This window comes from Zavarzinella formosa DSM 19928, from assembly GCF_000255705.1.
GTDB classification, from domain to species: Bacteria; Planctomycetota; Planctomycetia; order Gemmatales; family Gemmataceae; genus Zavarzinella; species Zavarzinella formosa.
In genome coordinates this window covers 110,823-125,202 of the sequence record NZ_JH636447.1, presented here as the reverse complement: position 1 = coordinate 125,202, position 14,380 = coordinate 110,823, and the positions used below count along the sequence as shown (strand labels likewise).

Here is a 14,380-nt window from a genome sequence, read left to right as displayed (position 1 = left end):
GGGGGGTGAGAAATGAACCCGCAAATGCCCTTGGCGAAGGACCGACCATGAGCAAATCCCAACGCCTGCGCCGAGCGGATGAACTGGATGCTGTCCGGCTCGTCAACGAATGCCGAGAACTCGGCGACGACGCGATGGCTTGGCAGAAGCGATTGGTGGATGGCTTATTGTCTTTCACCGGCGGAATGGTATCGGCGGTCGGGGTGGCCGCTCCTCATGAAGCAGGCCGGTTGGATGAACTTGACAAATGGACCCGGCAACAGATTGACGGTGGCTGGCCTTCCGCAAAGATCAGGGACCGCTGGATGGACTTGGTTTCCACTCCGGAGATGATCATGGAACATCCCGGAACCAAGGCATTTTTTCAGCGACCCGAGCCAAACCTTTCTTGTGTCCGACAGGAACTGGTCGCAAATGCCGAATGGGATCGCTCGGCCTTTGTAAACGATTATTTGCGGGCCGACGGCTTCGACGAAGGGTTGGTTTCGCGAACCACTGTTCCGGCTGTCGGGGCTAGTTACGTGTTGACCGTGATGCGGGAACGCGGAGCAAAACCATTTTCATCCGGCGTCAGCCAATGGGTGGCTTTTCTTCAACAAGAATTGGCCTGTCATTTGGGCAAATCACTGCTGGTCACTCTCCAGCCAAACCGGCACGGCTTGTCACCTCGATTGCTTCAAGTATTGGATCGTTTGCTGGACGGAGATTCGGAGCGCCAGGCGGCATTATGCCTGGGTTTGCATCCAAGCACAGTCCATGATTATGTCAAACGGCTTTACCGTCATTTCGGGGTTAATTCACGGCCGGAACTGCTCGCTTACTTTTTGAGGCGGTATTCCACACGCCGCCCGACATGATGATGCTTCGCGGGCGGGCATGAAAAATCTGGTTGATCAATCGCATTTTCCGACTTGAATTCCGGGCGTTTTTTACGGAACTTGATGAGGCGCCCTGCTAATGATGGTCAAGACCCGCCAACTCTCGAGGCCGATGAATCATGGCCGATCCCAACCCGGAAATGCCAACCCAAGACGGGTTTCAACCTCCGACCATTGATCACGCCATTGGGAAAACCGAGGCGGGCTCCGTCGCCCAGAACTTTTCATTTGACGGCCAGACCGGCCAATTTACGCCGAATCCCGAAGCCACCGGCTTTTTTGAATCGCGGAATCCCGCCGTCGGTTCCGACCAGGACGGCGAACCCATTCGCGAGGTGATCCCCGGTTATCACGTGCTGGGCGTGCTGGGAAAAGGCGGCATGGGCGTCGTCTACAAGGCCCGCCAGCTCAAAGTGGACCGGTTGGTCGCCATGAAGGTGATGCGTCGCAAGGATGACGACGACACGGCCGGCCGGGAACGTTTCGACACCGAGGCCCAAGCCGTCGCCCGGATGCAGCATCCGAACATCGTGCAGGTGTACGAGGTTGGCGAGGTGGTCGGCTGTCCGTTTTTCACGCTCGAATTCGCCGACGGCGGAACGCTTGAGCAAAAGATCCGCAGCCAGTTGCCCGGCGATCAGGAAATTGCCGCGTTGATGACCACGCTGGCCCGCGCCATGCAATACGCCCATGACCGCAACATCATCCATCGCGATCTGAAACCCGCCAATATTTTGCTGCAAAAAGATGGCACCCCCAAAATCGCCGACTTCGGCTTGGCCCGAAAATTGGAGACCAATAGCCGCCTGACCATCGCCGGGACCGTGATGGGCACGCCGAGTTTCATGGCCCCCGAACAGGCCTCCGGCGATCCGGATTCCGTGGGGCCGCCCGCCGATGTCTATTCGCTGGGCGCCATCATTTATCAACTGTTGACCGGCCGGCCGCCGTTCGTCGGGTCAAACGTGATCGAAACCTTGCGACAGGTGCGGGAAGACGAGCCCGTCTCCCCGCGAACCATGCGATCAAGCGTGCCCCGTGACTTGGAAACGATCTGTCTGAAATGTCTTCAGAAAGACCCGGCCAAACGATATTCCAACGCCGCCGCCCTTGCGGATGACCTGACACGTTACCAAGACGGCCGGCCGATTCTGGCCCGGCCGCTGGGGCCGGTTGCCCGCGTGGTTCGCTGGGCAAGGCGCAACCCCGCCCCCGCCGGTTTGATCGCCGTTTCCATGCTCGCCGCCATCGGTGGAATCGCTTCCGCGTTCACCATCAACAACGACCGGAAACGCATCAGTGATCAGAAGGATGACATTCTCCGCATCAACGGCGAAGTGACCCATCAGCGCGACCTCGCCACCGGCCGTCTGGATGCCTATCGCAATGCCGTGTCCGATTTCGCCAACGTCAGCGTGACTCTTTTCGAGGGGAGTTTGCTCGCCGGTCAAACACAGCGGGACTTCTACGAAATGACTTTGAAGCTGCTCAAGGATTCGCGGGGGCACGCTGATGTCGGCTCGGCGGCCGACTGGGGCCAGATGACGCTCGCCCTTCGGCAAGGCGAATGGTGGCTGGCGCAACGCGACCGGGAGGACGACGAAAAGGTTTTCAAGGAGGCGAACGCGGAATTTGAGAAGGCAAAGACAATCGCCCTCAGCGTCGAAGCGACCGAAGAACGCGAACGCGACAAGGCTGCTGAAAATGTCGCCGCCGTGTTGGAGCGGCAAGGGCGACTGGCCGCCGACCGTCGCGATTTTGAAAAGGCGGAGAAACTCTATGGCGAGGCGATCAGCCGCCTTCGCCGGATTGTCGATGCGCCGACCACCGGGGAAATCACGTCCTCACAAGCAAGAATCCATCTCGGCCGGGCGCTGACCATGCTGGCCCGCGTTCAACGCGACCGTGAGTCTCGCAGCCAAGCCAAAACAACGATTGTCGAAGCCTTGGGAATGCTCAAGCCCGCCGTGGCCGAGGCGCCCGAAGACCGGCGGGGTTTTCAGGCCCGTCAGTTTCTCGCATTGGCTCATCTGGAACAGGGGCAGTTGGCCGAGGATGCCGAAGAACTGCCCGCCGCTCGTGAGTCGTATGCGGAAGCCGTGCGGATTTACGAAGACCTTGTCAAAAAGAATCCCAATGATTTTGGGTTTCGCAAAAAGCTTGCTTTCATCGCCAATCTTCAAGGAGACTTGCTGCTCACCCGCCTGAACGATCCCAAGGGCGCTCGTGAACAATACACGATTGCGTTGCGACAGGTGCGGGGCATGCTCAATGTTCCGGAGGTGTTGGAACTCCAGCACACCGGTGTCGGCCTTGGGTATTACAGCCTTGCCATCGCCACCGAGAAGGCGGGAGACAAAACGGCCGCCGCCCGATACTATGCCCGGTCGCTGGAAGAGCGTGAAGGATATGTCCGGGACATGCGGGAAAAGCCGAGCGTCAAGAGCAACCCGGACTTGTTGCTGCTTCCGCTCGTCGAACAAATGTTGATCCAGGCAAGGGTCGGCAAGCGAAGCGAAGCAATTATCGGGGCCGGGACTCTGCTGAAACGAGCCGCCGACCCGGCCCGAATCGACGTTCCCAACCTGACCCTGGAGAAGCTAAAAATCTCGGCCGCCTGCGGCTATGCCCTTGCTTCAGTTCATGCGCCCGACGCGAAGACCAAAACCGAAGACCTCGCCAAAGCATTGAACATCGTCACGGAGGCCATCCGGGAAGGTTACCGGGATGTCGATTATCTCAAGTATGATCCGGATCTCGATCCTCTTCGAGAATTGCCTGAATTCAAGACGGTATTGATGGCCGTTGAACGAAAGTGAGCGATTCGGTTGGCGGAGGACTTGATCCGTGGCCAATCGTCAGGCTCAAGATGAGAGGCAGGCCGCCGACCATTTCAAAAATTCAGTTTTTGTCATGTCCCGGATTTCAGGTGTGAGTAGCTGACACAATGATCCAGATCGAACCTGTTTCTCCGGTCTGATGTCGAAGAGGACAGGCAACCGAACCCATTTGATCAAGCTGCCCCCGGACGCAGGCGGCAAACATCGATTTGGCGGCGCCTTCTGAGAATCCCGGAAATCGACATTCACAGGCACGATCATGCTGTTGACGATCACGACGACTCGCCAGCCGGCCGGCGATCTGGGCTACCTTCTCCACAAGCACCCGGAGAAATTCCAATCGTTCGAACTCAGTTTCGGCAAAGCCCGCGTTTATTACCCCGAGGTCGGCAACGACCGTTGCACGGCCTGCCTGTTGCTTGACGTGGATGCCGTGGGCATGGTCCGGGGAAAGAATGCCGACCAGAACTTCCTGCTCGCCCAATACGTCAACGACCGGCCCTATGTCGCCTCGTCATTCATGAGCGTGGCCATCGCCCAAATCTTCGGCTCGGCGCTTCAAGGCCGTTGCAAGGAGCGCCCGGAGTTGGTCACCACCCCGATGCCAATCGAAGCCCGAATAGATGTTCTCTCGGTTCGCGGGGGCGAGAACGTCCTTCGGGGCATGTTCGAGCCGCTCGGATACGAAGTCGAGGCTGTCCATCACCCGCTGGACGAGCGGTTCCCGGAGTGGGGCGAAAGCCACTATTTTTCGGTGACGGTGCGAAAGACGACGACACTGAGTGAACTTTTGACGCACCTGTATGTCCTGATTCCCGTGTTCGACAGCCGCAAGCATTACTTCGTGGGCGAGGACGAGACCGAAAAACTGCTCGCCAAGGGCGAGGGGTGGCTGGCCCGGCATCCCCAAAAAGAGGAGATCGTTCGCCGCTACCTTCGGTTCCAGCCGAGCCTGTACCGCATGGCCCTCAGCCGACTCGTCGTCGAGGAGGAACTGGTCGAGGAAGACGACCAGACACCCGAGAAGGAACAGGCCGAGGAAAAACTGGAATCGCCCCTCAGCCTCAACGAACAGCGGTTGATGGCGGTCATGGCCTCCTTGCGTTCGTGCGGGGCCAAACGGGTGCTCGACCTTGGCTGCGGCGAAGGCAAACTAATTCGGGAATTACTGAAGGACCGCCAATTTGAGGATATCGTGGGGATGGACGTTTCCGTCCGCAGCCTTGAAAACGCCATGCGCCGGTTGCGGCCGGAACGTCTGCCCGAGCGGCAGGCCAGCCGGGTCAAACTGATCCACGGCTCTTTGATGTACCGGGACAAACGATTGGAAGGATTTGATGCCGCCAGCATCGTGGAAGTGATCGAACACCTTGATCCTCCCCGGTTGTCGGCCTTCGAGCGGGTCGTGTTCGAGTTCGCCAAGCCCCGGACGGTGGTCCTGACAACCCCGAACAAAGAGTACAACGTGACGTGGGAAACGCTTCCGGCCGGAAAATTCCGGCACGCCGACCACCGGTTTGAATGGACCCGGCGGGAATTCCAAGACTGGGCGAACGGCATCGGTGAGCGGTTCGGATACTCGGTGCGGTTCCTCCCGGTCGGGCCGGAGAATCCAGAACTTGGTTCGCCGACACAGATGGGGATTTTTCAACTCGACGGCGAAGCAACAAGGTGATGCCGTGGAACTGGTGATTTTCGTGGGTCTTCAGGGGGCGGGCAAATCGACCTTCTACAAGGAGCGGTTCTTCCTGACGCATGTCCGCATCAATTTGGACATGCTCAAGACTCGCCATCGGGAAAAACGCCTTGTGCAGGTGTGCGTCGAAACCGGCCAGTCGTTCGTCGTGGACAACACCAACCCAAGCCGGGCCGAACGGGAAGTCTACATTCAAGCGGCGAAGAACGCCGGGTTTCGGGTCGCGGGCTACTACTTCCAGTCCAAAGTGGAGGACTGCAAGCGTCGAAACGAACAACGGCCTGCCGCCCAACAAGTTCCGCTTCGGGGCATCTTGGGCACGGCGGGCCGCATAGAGATTCCGAAACGGGACGAAGGATTTGATGACTTGTTTTACGTGCGCATCGACGAGGCGGGCGGTTTTGTGATCGAGGGGTGGAACGATGAAGTTTGATGAACTTGACGAGAAGATGCGGGTGTTCGAGACCACCCACGATCTGTGCGTGCTGCCGGGCCTTCACATGGTCGCCCGGCTCGACGGACGAAGTTTCACCCGGCTGACCAAGGAAACCCACCGGTTTGAGGCTCCGTTCGACGTTCGGTTCCGGGACATGATGCTGGCCGCCGCCGGGCATGTGATGACCGGATGCGGCTTCAATGTCATCTACGGTTACACCCAAAGCGACGAAATCTCTCTGCTGTTCGCCCTGGAGGAGAACGGCTTTCAGCGGAAGCTTCGCAAGCTGCACTCGATCCTGTCCGGCGAAGCGAGCGCCAAGTTCTCGTTGCTTCTGGGGGCGGTGGCGGTGTTCGATTGCCGGATCTCGCAACTCCCCACGACCGGGCATGTCGTCGATTACTTTCGGTGGAGAAACGAAGACGCCCACCGCAACGCCCTGAACGCCCACGGTTACTGGCTCCTCCGCAAACAGGGCCGGTCGGTCGCCGAAGCAACGGAGGCGATGCGGGGATTGTCGGTCGCCCAGAAGAACGAACTGCTGTTTCAGAACGGCGTCAACTTCAACGACCTTCCCTTGTGGCAGAAACGAGGGTCCGGTCTGTATTGGGAGGAGTTTGACAGGCCCGGCGAGAATCCGGTCACCGGCGAGACGGTGATCGCCCGGCGCAAGCGTGTCCGGCATGACCTTGAGTTGCCGATGAAGGAGGAGTATTCGGCGTTCCTTCAGAAGATGGTGTCCCGAACATGAGTGAAGGTGTCATGGAGCATGAGGCCGAGCCATTCCGCAATGATCCCCGCCTGCGCCGGAAGGTGACGGAACATCCGTATCCGCTGTTGTTTGTCACTATCAGCGGGGCGCATCTGTACGGGTTTCCCTCCCCGGATTCCGATTATGATCTTCGTGGGGTCCATCTGCTCCCGGCGGATGAAGTCCTCGGCCTGAAGAGCGGTCCGGAGACAATTGAACAATCGGGGGTGATCGATGGCTTGGAAATCGATTTGGTGACGCATGACGCCAGGAAGTTTTTCGGCCTGATGCTGAAGCGGAACGGATATGTGCTGGAGCAGTTGTTGTCGCCGCTGATCCTTCACACGTCTCCCGAGCATGAGGAATTGAGGGCCATTGCCGCCAAATGTGTCACAAGGCATCATGTCCGCCACTACCTCGGTTTTGCCGAGACGCAATGGAAACTGTTCCTCAAAGCCAGCCCTCCGCACGTCAAGCCGCTGCTGTACGTCTATCGGGTGTTGCTGACAGGAATTCACCTGATGAGAACGGGTGAGGTTCAGGCCAATCTGGGAATTCTGAACGAGACGTTTCGTCTGTCCCACCTTCCCGAGTTGATCGAGCAAAAACTCAACGGTTCCGAAAAGGGCCGGTTGGAACAGGCTGACGTTGAATTCCACCAACGGGAATATGACCGGTTGCGGGGAGAACTCGAAGCGGCCGGTCGTGACAGCAAACTGCCGGAAACGCCGGGCGGGGCGGCGGAGTTGGACCGAATGCTTGTTCGGATGCGTCTTACGGAAGGCGGATGAATTTCCTCACATGAAGATCTCGATTCCCAAACTCTCCTTCGTCGTCCTCGTCGGCCCCAGCGGCTCGGGCAAAAGCACGTTTGCCCGCAAACACTTTCTTGCCACGGAAATTCTGTCGTCGGACGACTGCCGGGGGATGGTCAGCGACGATGAGAACAACCAGGCGGTGACGAATGACGCCTTTGAGGTGTTGCATTTCATTGCCGCCAAACGGCTGGCGCTCGGACGCCTGACGGTCATCGACGCCACCAACGTCCAGGCGGAGGCTCGCGCCCCGTTGGTCGCCTTGGCCCGGAAATTCCATGTTTTGCCCGTCGCCATCGTGTTGAACTTGCCCGAGGAGGTTTGCCACGAGCGGAATCGCTCCCGCTCCGACCGCACGTTTGGCCCGCACGTGATCCGCAACCAACGGTCGCAACTGCGGCGGTCGCTCCGGGGACTTCAACGGGAGGGCTTCCGAAATGTGTTCGTGCTGGAGAGCCTCGAAGAAATCGAGTCGGCGGTGATTGAACGGGCGCCGTTGTGGAACGACCGCACCGGCGAGCATGGCCCGTTTGACATCATCGGTGATGTTCACGGCTGCGCCGACGAACTGGAACAATTGCTGGAACAACTTGGTTACGCCGAGACTGTCATTGCCGCGGTTGAGCCAGGCTGGTCGAACATCGGATATGCGCACCCCGATGGACGCAAGGCGGTGTTCGTCGGTGACCTGGCGGACCGGGGACCGCGGGTGCTGGACACGATGGGCATCGTCCGCAACATGGTCAAGCTTGGTTCGGCCCTGTGCGTGCCCGGCAACCATGATGTCAAACTGCTCAAGAAGCTCCAGGGCCGGGACGTGCAGATCACGCACGGGCTGGCCGAATCGCTCGCCGAGATTGAAGCCCTCTCCGAAGATGCGCGGCCGTCCTTCATGAAATCGTTGGCCGGATTCCTCGACGGGCTGGTCAGCCACTACGTTCTCGACGACGGAAAGTTGGTGGTTGCCCATGCCGGGATGAAAGCTGAAATGCAGGGTCGGGGATCGGGGAAGGTCCGGGATTTCGCCCTGTACGGCGAGACGACCGGCGAGACCGACGAATTCGGCCTGCCGGTGCGATACAACTGGGCGGCGGAATACCGGGGTCAGGCGATGGTCGTCTACGGTCACACGCCCGTTCCCGAACCGGAATGGCTGAACCGGACGGTGAACATCGACACCGGCTGCGTCTTCGGCGGCAAGCTCTCCGCCCTGCGTTATCCCGAAAAGAAGTTCGTGTCGGTTCCGGCGGCGAGGACATATTGCGAACCGTCCCGGCCGTTCTTGCCTGACGACCAACAGGCGCCCAAACTCTCGGCCCAGCAATCCGATGACGAGGTGCTTGATGCCGCCGACGTTCTCGGCAAGCGCATCGTCTCCACCCGGTTGAAGGGGAACGTCACGATCCGGGAGGCCCACGCCACGGCGGCGCTGGAGGTGATGAGCCGGTTTGCCGCCAACCCGAAGTGGCTGATCTATCTGCCGCCGACCATGTCCCCGTGTGAAACGAGCAATGTGCCGGGATTGCTCGAACATCCCGCCGAGGCGTTTGCTTACTTTCGCAGCCAAGGCGTTCCGCAGGTGATTTGCGAAGAAAAGCACATGGGCTCACGGGCGGTCGTGATCGTCTGCAAGGACGAACAGGCGGCAAGGGAGCGGTTCGGGGTGCTCGAAAACGAGATCGGCATCATCACCACCCGCACCGGCCGACGTTTCTTCAATGACCCGGACTTGGAGGCCCGGTTCCTCGGCCGGGTGCGCTCGGCCCTGACGGCGGCGGACCTGTGGATGACATTGAACACGACGTGGGTTTGCCTCGATTGTGAACTGATGCCGTGGTCGGCCAAGGCGCAGGAACTGCTGAAGACACAATATGCGGCGGTCGGAGCCGCCGGATCAGCGGCCTTGCCCAAGGTGGTCAACTCGCTGGCGCAAGCAGCGGAGCGGCTGGGCGGCGAGGAACGCAACAAGATCGAACAGGTGATGGCCGGATGCCGAAGCCGTGAGGAGCGTCTCGGCCAGTTTGTGGCCGCCTACCGGCAATATTGCTGGACGGTGAACTCGATCAACGACTTGAAACTGGCGCCGTTCCACCTGCTGGCCTCGGAGGGGCATGTCCACACGGACAGGAATCACACATGGCACACGGAGACACTGGCATCCGTTTGCCGCACCGACCCCGAACTGATGCTGGCGACCAGCCACAAACTGATTGACGTGACCGATCCGGCGAGCGTGGAGGAGGGGATCGCATGGTGGGTGGAACTGACGGGGAAGGGCGGCGAGGGCATGGTGGTCAAGCCGCTCGACTTCATCTTGAAAGGCAAACGAGGTCTTGCCCAACCGGCCGTGAAATGCCGGGGCCGGGAATACTTGCGGATCATTTACGGGCCAGATTACACGGCCGATGAAAACCTGTCTCGTTTGCGGAGCCGGGGGCTTGGTCACAAGCGGTCGCTCGCCCTCGGCGAGTTTGCCCTCGGAATCGAGGGCTTGGAGCGATTCGTCCGTAGAGAACCGCTAAGGCGTGTCCATGAATGCGTCTTCGGTGTTCTCGCCTTGGAAAGCGAGCCGGTGGACCCGAGGCTGTAAATGTCCCTCAAAAATCGCCAATCACACCGGGCGGCGAAGCCAGTTTCTTCGGCCCGTCCACGGACTGGGAACTGCACGACAAGAAGGCGGTCAGAGCCTGAAAGCAGGGGACGGTCGCTGTCGTCATGCAGGAACCCACCGGCACTGTCCCGCTTATTGCCAAAATACCTTATAAAATAGGTGACTTTCGGCAAAAATGGGACTTCGGGGCTGGGTTCATGTATGAGGAAAATAGGTGACGCAATGAACCCGTGGCGGGTCTATCTTAAACTAGGGTCGAATCCCGGCATCGACGTTTCGAAACGATGCCTTGGCCGTGGCGTCTTCGGAGTGGGATGGCCATTGCCTGCCGTGACAGCCACGAAGGACGATACTTGCAACACGGCAAAAGCGGCTTCGGGCCTTGAACTCGCATTCCCCGAAAATTCAGCGCGCAGGCGAAACATGAACCAACACAATCGAGGCTCGCTTCCCGCTGATCCGGTGATTTTGGTCAGTTGTTGCGGACCGAAACTGTCGGAGGCGGCGCCTGCTGCCGACTTATACACTTCCGACCTGTTCAAGAAAGCCCGAACTTACGCTGAAAAAAGGGGCCGTTGGTTTATCCTGTCGGCCCTGCATGGTTTATTGACGCCGTCTGCGGTTATTGATCCGTATGACGTGATTCTGGGGAAGTTGTCCGCGGCGAAGCGAAGAGAATGGGGCCAGAAAGTTCGAGAGCAAATGGCGGAGACGGGACTGATCGGGATGCCAATGATCTCCCTTGCGGGGGAAGATTATGTGAAGCCGCTCGAACAAGCCGGATTAAGCGTGGCTCAACCGATGAAGGGGCTGGGTATTGGAGAGCGGAAACAATGGCTCAAGATGGCGAATGGTTAAACCGACTCAACTTGTTTCTTGAAGCGGAACGTGAAGAATTGGAGGGCACACACCGGAACCATGCTCGATACCGAAGCCATTTTCGTATGGTCGCCTTTTTTGCCACATATGGGCTGCTGGCGCGGGAACGGCGTTCCACAGGAGCCGGGCCTCTATCGAGTTCGGCGATTGGGCAAAACGTGCCTCGATTATATTGGGCAGACCGGAAGCGGCGCGATGACGCTTCGCAGGCGGCTGGCGATGCAGGCGGGCGTTTATGCCAAAGAAATGCCCTACACTGATCCGCACACAGCCGGACCGGGGCTCTGGGCTTTGCGGCATCAAACGAGTGCTCAATTCGAAGTGTCGGTGTTGCCGGTTGCTGGCGCCACTCAATGGCGAAAGGGTCTGGAGGCTTTGGCGGTCGCCCTGCATCGTCACCAGTTTGAACGCTCTCCGACGATCAATTTCGGCAGGATGCCGTGCGGTTTTCGAAGGTCTTCGGGGAACAACCGAAGACTCGTGCTCGCCGAAAAACGATTCCGTGGCGGGCCATGCGACGGGGACGAACAATACCATTCTTCGGGAATTCCCCCGGCGGGGCCGATAACCAAGGGCGATCCGCAAGATTCCGAGTGGTGTGGCCATGAATGGTCAGCCTGGCAGCCGCTTGACCCGGCCGCCCGATTCCCGGCCGCCACCGCCCGAGGATTGTATCGGATAAGGGACGCCGGAGAGCGTGATCTGCTTTACATTGGCGAAGGCATCGTGAAGGCGAGGCTCATCGCCCATTGGCGAAAATCCCGCAAAACCGGGAACGCCCAAAGTGATGTGTTTCGCAATGCCAGGCGGCTGGAATGTTCGTGGGTTTTGAACGACGAGTGGAAACCGCACCATCGGCTCGAACTGGAATGTGATCTGATAGGCTCGCACTTGCTCATTCGGAGTGTGGCGCCGCCTGCCCAATTCATCGGATGAGCATGTTGACACAGACCGCTTGCAACGAGTAACGGCCCGATGACCGCTTGCCGCCGCTCCAAACATGTCAAGCGACCAAGCGGCTGGCCTGATTTTTGGTGTGAGACCCAATGACAGTTGATGAGATGAGTTCGGCGACAGACGACTCCGTTCAGATCCGGGACATCGAACCGGAGGACTTGCCCCGGATGTTTCAGATGCAACTCGACACGGAATCGAACCGAATGGCCGTGACGATTCCCCGGAGCGCCGAGGTGTTCGATTCGCACTGGGCCGACGCTCTGCGAGACCCGACCGTCACGGCGAAGGCGATTCTGCTGGACGGGGCGCTGGCGGGGTATGTTTCTTGCTTCCCGTGTGAAGGCCGGGCCAGCGTCGGGTATTGGATCAGCCGGGAACACTGGGGCAAGGGGACCGCCACCCAAGCGTTGCGGTTGCTCCTCCGCGAAGTCACGACCCGACCGTTGAACGCCCATGTGGCAACCAGCAACGGCGCATCGCTCCGGGTGCTCCAGAAATGCGGATTCGTCGTTGAGGGGGTACGGATGTCGCCCGCCAGCGACCGTTATCCGGCGTGCGAGGAGGCCATCCTCGTGTTGAAGGAGTGAGCGGTTGCAAGGAAACATGACCGGCCTGATTGATGTCGCATCCCCCAAGCACATGGCCGGGGTTGGGTGTCACATTCTGCCCTAGTGCAAAATCAACAGACATATTGTGTGAAATCCCAAGAGCCCCACTGCGTCAGCGGTGGGGGTGTTTTCAGAGGGTGACGGCCACCCCCACTGCTGACGCAGTGAGGCTCTTGGGATCGCTTGCAAATGTTGCTGCTTGATTTTGCACTAGCCCAAGAGCTCCCCTGAGTGAGCGGTGGGACTGCCTCCTGAGCGTGAGGGCCGCCCCCGCCGCTGACGCAGGGAGAGGCTCTTGCGGTTCAACTTGAAAAGCCTCACTTCTCGGTGGGTGTTTTCTGGTGTTCGTTGAAGCGGAGGCGGTTGCCGAACGGGTCGATGACCTCGACGCACTTGGCGTCGTAGAACGTCGTCTCGATTCCGGGGCGCATGTATTTGTAGCCTTTGGCCGTGATTTCTTGGTGGAACTCCTCGATGCCCGTCATCCAAACGAAGACGGTCGAGCCGGGGCAGCAGTCGCCGTGATGCTCGCTCAGGTGCAGCGCCAGCCCGGCCCGCGACACTTGCAGGTAGGCCGGGGTGTTCTCCTCGAAGTGGTGCTCCCAATCGACGGTGAAGCCGAGGAAGCCGACGTAAAACTCCTTCGCCTTCTCGACATTGAAGATGCGCAGGATGGGGATCGTTTTCTGGAACTCGACCATGAATTCTCCTTCGGTTCACTTCGCCGACAACGTGTCGACGAACCGCCATGCCTTTTGAATCCACTCGTTCAATTGCTCGTCGTGTTCCACCCCCTCGGGCTCGACCAACACCCAGCCTCGCTTGGGCTTGTCGGCGACGCCAAACTCCCCGGCGAAGGATTCAAGAAGCGCCTCCTCGTATGCCTCCGGGCCGACACGGACGAGGAGGGCGTTCCTCCGGACTCCGACAAGCAAGTTACCGTTCAGGAGGAATGCGATGCCGCCGAACATCTTCTTTTCCACGATGTTCCGGGAACGGCCAAGGTTCTCCCGGACACGGGCGGCGAGGGTGGCGTCGAACGGCATTCAGGATTCCCCTCCGCTGAATTTGCCCCGGCGGCCCGCGATGAGAAAGGAGTGTCGTTGTTCAATCGGAAGATGCTCAATGGCGTAACGCAACATTGTCCGGGGCATGGTTTGCCCGTGTTCGGTCAAGAACGCCTCCAAAGCCGTCGCATCACGATCGCCCATTTCTCGCAGCATCCAGCCGGCCGCTTTGTGGATGAGGTCTTCCTTGTCCGTGAGCAGAAGCCGGCTGATCGTCAGCGTGTCGTCGAAGTCGTCCCGCCGGATGAAATGTTGCGTGGCGACAATGGCAATGCGCCTCTCCCACAGACTGGCTGATTTTGCCAGCCGGACCAGCGGCTTGCGGGATTTGTCCCTGAGATGGCCGCCGACGATGGCCGGGGCCGAGGTGTCCACCAAATCCCAATTGTTCACATGACGGGTGTTGCCCAGGTAGAAATCGTAAGCGGCCTTTCGCTTTTCGTCGTCACCCTTAATGGTGCATCCGCCAAGTTATCGCACAGATGGCGGGGTGGCGACGCCGGCCGGCCGACGGGGCCGGTGACGCCGTCGTCGGCCCCAGTGAAATGGATGTCGGTGCGAGTTCCAGTAAGCCGTCGCCCGGTTCACCGCCTCAACGATCTCCTCCCATGTCCCGAATCGTCGGCCCTTGAGCGCCAGGGACCGCAGGATCTTCCACCACGGCTCGATCAGGTTCAAGTACGCCGCCGCGACCGGCTGGAAGACAAACTCCCATCGCGGGCATGCCACGTTGAACAACAGCACGTCGCGGGATCCGTGGGCGGCCAGGTTGTCGAGGACGGCGTAGACGCGGGTGATGCCAGCCGGGAGCCATCGCTCGACCCGCTCCAGAAACTCGATCC

13 protein-coding genes and 1 pseudogene are annotated in these 14,380 nt (G+C 59.5%); 10 read left to right on the top strand and 4 right to left on the bottom strand.

Annotated features, from left to right (window positions below):
• The first annotated feature begins 47 nt into the window (after window positions 1-47).
• The 10 genes from BGIM_RS0137290 to BGIM_RS0137240 all read left to right on the top strand — a co-directional run bounded on the left by BGIM_RS0137290 (window position 48) and on the right by BGIM_RS0137240 (window position 12,450).
• Window positions 48-857, top strand: coding sequence for a helix-turn-helix transcriptional regulator (locus tag BGIM_RS0137290; RefSeq protein WP_020474714.1), 810 nt, complete (start codon window positions 48-50; stop codon window positions 855-857).
• Window positions 858-997: 140 nt separating this feature from the next.
• Window positions 998-3,697, top strand: a complete 2,700-nt coding sequence (locus BGIM_RS58935; RefSeq protein WP_020474713.1) for a serine/threonine-protein kinase — start codon at window positions 998-1,000, stop codon at window positions 3,695-3,697.
• A gap of 280 nt (window positions 3,698-3,977) precedes the next feature.
• The gene (locus BGIM_RS0137280) at window positions 3,978-5,393 is read left to right on the top strand and encodes a 3' terminal RNA ribose 2'-O-methyltransferase Hen1 (RefSeq protein WP_020474712.1); all 1,416 of its coding nucleotides are present in this window, start codon (window positions 3,978-3,980) and stop codon (window positions 5,391-5,393) included.
• A 4-nt stretch (window positions 5,394-5,397) separates the two neighbouring features.
• Complete coding sequence (locus tag BGIM_RS0137275; RefSeq protein WP_020474711.1) at window positions 5,398-5,847, top strand: AAA family ATPase; 450 nt, start codon at window positions 5,398-5,400, stop codon at window positions 5,845-5,847.
• Complete coding sequence (locus BGIM_RS0137270) at window positions 5,837-6,601, top strand: tRNA(His) guanylyltransferase Thg1 family protein (RefSeq protein ID WP_020474710.1); 765 nt, start codon at window positions 5,837-5,839, stop codon at window positions 6,599-6,601. The genes BGIM_RS0137275 and BGIM_RS0137270 overlap by 11 nt, the downstream gene beginning before the upstream one ends.
• On the top strand, window positions 6,598-7,392 hold the full coding sequence (locus tag BGIM_RS0137265; RefSeq protein WP_202947370.1) for a nucleotidyltransferase domain-containing protein: 795 nt from the start codon (window positions 6,598-6,600) through the stop codon (window positions 7,390-7,392). The genes BGIM_RS0137270 and BGIM_RS0137265 overlap by 4 nt, the downstream gene beginning before the upstream one ends.
• A 10-nt stretch (window positions 7,393-7,402) precedes the next feature.
• Window positions 7,403-10,006, top strand: coding sequence for a polynucleotide kinase-phosphatase (locus BGIM_RS0137260; protein WP_020474708.1), 2,604 nt, complete (start codon window positions 7,403-7,405; stop codon window positions 10,004-10,006).
• A gap of 444 nt (window positions 10,007-10,450) precedes the next feature.
• A complete protein-coding gene (locus BGIM_RS54475; RefSeq protein WP_052640188.1) occupies window positions 10,451-10,885 on the top strand; it encodes a DUF6884 domain-containing protein in 435 nt (144 codons plus the stop codon).
• A gap of 216 nt (window positions 10,886-11,101) precedes the next feature.
• Complete coding sequence (locus BGIM_RS0137245) at window positions 11,102-11,842, top strand: hypothetical protein (protein ID WP_157369720.1); 741 nt, start codon at window positions 11,102-11,104, stop codon at window positions 11,840-11,842.
• A gap of 110 nt (window positions 11,843-11,952) precedes the next feature.
• Window positions 11,953-12,450, top strand: coding sequence for a GNAT family N-acetyltransferase (locus BGIM_RS0137240; protein WP_020474705.1), 498 nt, complete (start codon window positions 11,953-11,955; stop codon window positions 12,448-12,450).
• Window positions 12,451-12,788: 338 nt separating this feature from the next.
• On the opposite strand, the gene BGIM_RS0137235 is transcribed toward BGIM_RS0137240, so the two are convergent.
• The 4 genes and pseudogenes from BGIM_RS0137235 to BGIM_RS54465 all read right to left on the bottom strand — a co-directional run.
• Window positions 12,789-13,172, bottom strand: coding sequence for a glyoxalase superfamily protein (locus BGIM_RS0137235; protein ID WP_020474704.1), 384 nt, complete (start codon window positions 13,170-13,172; stop codon window positions 12,789-12,791).
• A gap of 15 nt (window positions 13,173-13,187) precedes the next feature.
• Window positions 13,188-13,517 (bottom strand): TfoX/Sxy family protein, encoded by a 330-nt coding sequence (locus BGIM_RS0137230; protein ID WP_020474703.1) that lies wholly within the window; start codon window positions 13,515-13,517, stop codon window positions 13,188-13,190.
• Complete coding sequence (locus tag BGIM_RS54470; protein WP_084760362.1) at window positions 13,518-13,994, bottom strand: DNA alkylation repair protein; 477 nt, start codon at window positions 13,992-13,994, stop codon at window positions 13,518-13,520.
• Between the two features lie 15 nt (window positions 13,995-14,009).
• Window positions 14,010-14,380: pseudogene (locus BGIM_RS54465) on the bottom strand (transposase); the annotation flags it as partial.